The following is a 6,463-nucleotide window of genomic DNA, read 5'->3' on the forward strand; positions in this document are numbered from 1 at the left end:
ACAGTAGTGTTCTCTTCAACAGGAACCTCAGGAGTACTATTAGTCTCCTCCGGAACCTCAGGAACAGTAGTGTTCTCTTCAACAGGAACCTCAGGAGTACTATTAGTCTCCTCCGGAACCTCAGGAACAGTAGTGTTCTCATCTACAGGAACCTCAGGAACAGTAGCATTAGTATCTACTTCAGTAGAACTGTTAGTAGTAGCATTTGAAGATGTACCATTTCCAGTAGCATCAGTTGAATTACCATCAGCATCCGAAGTACCTTCTTGAGTACCATTACCAGTTCCATTACCTGTTCCATTACCTGAAGAAGATTCAGAACCAGAACCAGTTCCATTTGTTCCGCCGGTTGTTCCATTACCTGATTGTGCATCAGTATTGGAACCGGAACCTGTTCCACCATTATTTGTTTTTGTCATGGATTTTGCAGCACCAGTAATACTTGAAGAACCTGAAAAACCGGTTGCTCCTGCAGCGGCATTTGCCATTGCATTAGATTCACCTGTAGCTCCATTGTTAAGGAATTCTGCAATTCCTTCACTAATATCTACACTTCCAGTTCCTTCTGTACTTGCTGTGGATTCACCTTCAGGAATATCACTATATGCAGCATCAGGGTTTTTTGTAGCTGATGCATATACTCTTGAGTATTCGGATAATCCTTTAACACCCAATGCAGTACCTGTTTTAATAATCCAATCATGGAAATTAATGTTACCACATGTGTGGTGACAACATGCAACACCATAACGGTTTGCGTTGTCCACATATTTTTGTAACATATCTTTTCTTAATGTATTATCATTTGTTTTCCAGTGACCTGACATATCGAGTGTTAATAACCATCCAGACATGGATTGGAAAGAATATGACTTATATTGGGCATCCATAGTGAAGTACTCACTATATGTTACCAATTTACCAAGTTCTTTGAGTAATCCATCTCCAACAATACCTGCATTATTACCAGTTTCTGTCACAGCAACTGCTTTACCTGCCTGGTTTTCACTGTAACCTTGTGTGGTTAAAATAGTTTTCATCAAATTCTCAAAGTTTTGAGACATTTGGTTCCAACCTCCAACATCACCGGTCATAGCACCTAACCATTGAGGATTCAAGATAGTTGTTCTTGTTTCACGTTTAACTTCTTCACCCAATGTATTTAAAACCACATTATTTTTATCACGAATATCTAATAATACTGTATTCACAATTGATCCATGCACATTTGCAGCATTTAATAGACCACCATACCAGTCAACGTAGTCATCTGAATCAAGATATCTCCATGTACTGTCTAAGTTTTGAATAACAAGATCAAGATGTTCAAGTAAATAAACTAATCCTTCACCGTCATCTTCAACAACTATGTTACCATCAGCATCAACATTCCATGAATGTCCAATTCTTTCTTCATATACACTTGCCAATTCATCAGTTAGGCCTTCTGATTGATCAATTTTTGTTCCTGCATTATTTAATAAATCAGAAACCCCAGTACCTTCAAGTACTGCTCCAGGCAAACCATATAATCTTTCCAATGAACCTGTTTCATTATAATGTTTTTTAACAAAGTTAACATTTACAGATTCATTTAAATCATTGACCATAGATACGGCACTAGTTAATAAACTAATCCAACCAGGGTTGTTGGATACTATTGTTGCAAATACATCTATTCTTGGTCTGTTGTAAACGGTTCCATCAATTGTTAAAGTTAAATTTTCAAGAGGTATCACTTCAACTCCAGTAACTGTTCCAGTTTTATCCCATACTGGTTTTACACCAAGTAAATATAGGAATTGAGCTAAACTTATACCTTCAGTACGTAATACTTCTGTACCCCATATAACTTCTCCAACCAACTCTGGGAATGTTTCTTCACCAAGATCAATCATGTATTTTTCTAATACCAAATCTATTGAATTGACTGCGGATTGCCATGCACTTTTACTTGGAATTTTGGTCGTATCACTAGCATACATTGATCCACCAGTAGGTAATACATCAGAATATAATGGATCAGCTGATAATCCAGGCCTTACATATCCTCCACTTAAAGCTGAGAATATGTATTCCCATTCATTATTGTCAAGGATGTTAAAAATGGTTTCTTCAATTAATACTAAATCCTGATAAAAATCAGTAGTATTATCAAATACACCGTATTTTTCTGCCAATTCTTTTACTGAACTTCCTTCAACAATTGAAGTTATTATATTCTTCAATACACCAGTTATTACATCTCTTTTATCATTAAAGTCTCTTTCTTTAATCTTATCATAATAACTTTCTTTGATTTCAGGATAATACATATTCATTATATGTTCAAGAATTTCCGTTCTTGAAGATACGATGGATGTTACTCCTGTAATCATTTCAGTGTCATTCCAGATTCTTCCAAGTGTATGCATACCATAGTTGATTTTATCTGTAGACATTCTTTCGAGATCGTCATGAATTTGAGCTAACCATTCATCAAATGCCTTTGAACTATTTAAATAGGTTACTAATTTTTCTAATTCTTCTTCAAAACCTTCTCCTTCAGGTATTACAAATCCTAAAATTGTGGCTTTTTGAATAAGTTTTTTCTTAGCTTCTTGTGTGGCATTTTCATCCTCATTACCTAAAGCTATATTGTAATCATTCAAATAGTTTGAAACTGTTACATAATCTGGTTGATCATAACCTAAATTTTCGGTAAGATTTAGTATTAATTCTTTATAATAATTTAAGTTATCTTCAACCCCTGCTTTTTTATTGTTATCATACCTTGATATTGCATCGTTAAGTTCTACATAATCACCATAAAGTGATGTTGATGCAGTAACAGGTGTCATGTGAGTAAGTACTTGAGCAAAACTTCTTTCTTTTGCAGTCATACCTTCCCCAGGGTTAGAAACTATGTATGGATAAACAATTGGAGTACTTGTTAATTGGAAAGGCCAATCGGTAGATTGTAATCCTAAACTTCTTCCAGGTAACCATTCTAACGTTCCGTGAGTACCTAAGTGAATAATTGCATTTGTTTTATAAACTTCACTGAGATATTTGTAATATGCAATATATTGTTGAGGTGGAGATAAATCAGATGTGTGGAAATCCATCTGTGATTCCCAACCTCTCATAGGTTGAACACTTAAGAAAACATTACCAAAATGTACACCCGGAATTACAAAGTATCCTTCATCCCTATACTTAGTTTCGTTCAATATACTGGATCCGACTGAATCATTGAATGCTTTTTGTAAATTATTAGGTAAATCCATTAACCATTTATAGAATTCTGTTTTATTCACTAAAAATGATTCTGAATCTTCAGATAATATTATTTTTCTATCTGTTGAATTCCAGTAATGTATAAATTCATCTTGATAGTTCTCTGATAATTTACTTAACCACTTACTGAAAACTGTTTTGTTTATTTCAGCTTTTTCACGATAAATCATGGACCCGTTTCCTAACCCATCACCCCAAGATTTTATTACATGCTCCTGAAGTTCAGTAGGAAGTTCATTGTACCATTTGAAATATTGACTTTTTGAAACTAATTGTCCATTTTCAACCAACGTATCATAATTACTTATTACATATGCATCAAGTAGCCCTTCAGCCCACAATCCTTTGTTACTGAAGTCAGATATTATGTTGTTAAACTGTTCAGTAGTAGGAATTTCGCTTTTGTTCATTCCAATATCATAACCTTCATCATATAAATGTTCAAAGAAATCATGAATACTTTGGAAAACATCTAAAAATGATGCACCTATATTTGCTTTTCCTGGAGGATAACCATAAACCAATAAGGATAATTTTTTATCAGAATTATTTAATTCTCTTAGTTTTGCCCAACCGTTTGTTAATTGAACGTGTTTAGCAATTCCTTCAGGAATAACAACAGTTTCTTTATTCTCATTTATGTATGATACAGGTAATGCTCCGAAAACTCCTTCGAATTGAGGCATAGTTACTGCTGCAGTCCATTCATTTTGTGGACCGTATTGGCTTTCATAACTAAAATAACTAATATCTTTTAATGCATTAATTAAAGATACGTTTAAATTTTTATATGCATTAATTGTGTAATTTCCACCTCTATCTGCATAACCTGTTGTCCACCAGTACATATAACTTACTGCTGAAACTCCCCTATGCACTACAGATTTGTTACCTGCAATTTCTAAGAGAGCTGTCATATCCGGTTGTTCAGATGTGGTTTTATAAATACTGAATACAGCTCTTCCCTGTTTTTCATATTCTTTTATTAATGCATCTACTACTGATCCACCCCTATAATAAGTGGAAATTACTATGAAAGGACTATCATATTCTTTTTTATGGGTATCATACCAATCTTCAAAGTCTCTGAATATTTTTGTAGGATTATTGTTTTCTAAATTCCATTTGGAATAATCATCAGTCATCCAGTTTAAACTACCTGAATGATCATGATTATATCCTGGATTTGAGTATATCCAGCCCATAATTGTATCAGGACTTGGAGTTTTTACATCGTTTTCATAACCAGGATAATATAATCCCCAAGAATTTGAAAGTAATAACGGTTGACCACCTTCAACAGTAGTAGGATCTACCTTAGTTTCACCAAGTATATACTTTATATAACTAAAGAGGTTTTCCATATTTCTTTTTATGATTGGAGAATCAGATATGGATAAAGTTTGCCAATATGAACCAACAATGGTGTTTTGTACATCATGAGGATTATTCTGAAGAAAACCCCAATTACCTAAAGGTCCTTTTAATAAACTTTCGTCAAAAAGACCAAATACATATGCTATATGATTGTTTCTTGATGCAGTTGATTTAGCTATTATATCATCATTAATTCCAAATCCGTTTCCAACAGAATACATATCAACTAAGATGAAATTAGCACTTTCAACCATCCATTGGCCTGATCTGTCATAAGAACTATTAAGTTCATAACTTTCCAAGAATAAAAATCTATCACTCATAAGACTTAAGTAATTGATTTTTTCACTTTGACCACTTCCAGAAGAATCTCCTGAAAATGTAATTATAACCAAATCAGGTACAAAAATATAATTAAATTCTAATGAATCTAATAAGTGAATAGCTTCTTCACCTTTTGCATATGTCCCATATTCTAATTCCATGGAATAATAACCTTCAGATAAGTTTAAGAATTGATAATATCCATTAATATCTGAAAGAGTAGTTCCAATACGTTTACCTGTACTTTCATCATATAAAGTAATTTTTGCTCCTGCAGCCACAAATCCTTCATCTTCATCAGGAGCATAAATTTTATTGGTTTTATCATATGCTGTTGTAATAATACCAGTAATATTTAGTCCTGTCAATTTTTGGATTTGCTCTGTATCAGTTTTAACAGTTGACGAATTATGTTTAACTATTAAATCCTTTTGTGCATTAGTTTGTACATCCTGTTTTTCATTATTTGTTTCCAGTTTTGTATTTATTTCATTGTTTGTTATGTTATCATGTGATGTTGTCGTTTGGACATTTGCTTGAACTTCAACACCTGCCGTATTTGTTAAACTTGTATTATCTTTAATATTATTATCAGTAATATTTGTAATTGCGTCCGTCGTTGAAACATCGTTTGCATTCACAGTTGTACACATAATCATAATAAAGAGTATTATACATAATGAAATAATTTTTTTATTCATTATATAAACTCCATATTGATATTAATAATTTTTTCATGTGTAATTATTGTAAAATAATACACTGGTTTTATTTTAGTTTTTTATAAATAATATATTTATTGTTAATTTTAAAAAAAATAAAATTAATTTAATCATTTTATTTAAAAAGAATTAAAAAAAATATACATAAAAGAATTAAAGAAAAATTAATTGATAAATATTTAATTACATGAAATCAGAAGCATATTAATTAAAAATAACTCATTTCAATAGTTTTTAAATAAAATAAAATTATTGAAAAAAAATATTATACCCATATAATGCCCAAGACTACTTATATCATAAAAATTAATTTTCAGACCCCTCACTCATTTGTATCAAAAATAATACATGATTAAAGATTTAAAAAAAAATTAAGAATAAAAAAAAAAGTTAAAAAGTAATTACTTAATTATTTTAAGCAGTTACTTTGAATGTTGTGTTTGTTTCATATGGATTGTATTTTGCGTTTCCACTGTATCCAATAGTTACATTGTAAGTTCCAGTTGTGCTAAACTGTTGTGTGAATGTATATTTTCCCGTACTGTCTGTTTTTGCATAGTACTTGACACCGTTAATAATAATTTTCACATTACTGTTTGCAATTGCTTTACCAAGATTATCCGTGAACTTACCAGTAATTGTCACGTTGTTTCCTTTTTTAACATCACTGATTTTATTATACGTTACAATGACGTTTTGTTTTCCAACTGTGAAAGTACTGTTTACTTCATATGCATTGTATTTTGTGTTTCCACTGTAAC

2 protein-coding genes are annotated in these 6,463 nt (G+C 31.7%); both read right to left on the minus strand.

From position 1 onward, the window contains the following. Positions 1-5,681, minus strand: a 5,681-nt coding sequence (locus tag QZZ11_RS08455) for a cobaltochelatase subunit CobN (RefSeq protein ID WP_292475298.1), incomplete at its 3' end; no start/stop codon positions are given. Between the two features lie 435 nt (positions 5,682-6,116). After that, a partial coding sequence (locus QZZ11_RS08460) for a carboxypeptidase-like regulatory domain-containing protein (protein WP_292475299.1) occupies positions 6,117-6,463 on the minus strand: 347 nt, incomplete at its 5' end.

Origin of the sequence: Methanosphaera sp., assembly GCF_016282985.1 — an archaeon.
Lineage (GTDB): Archaea > Methanobacteriota > Methanobacteria > Methanobacteriales > Methanobacteriaceae > Methanosphaera.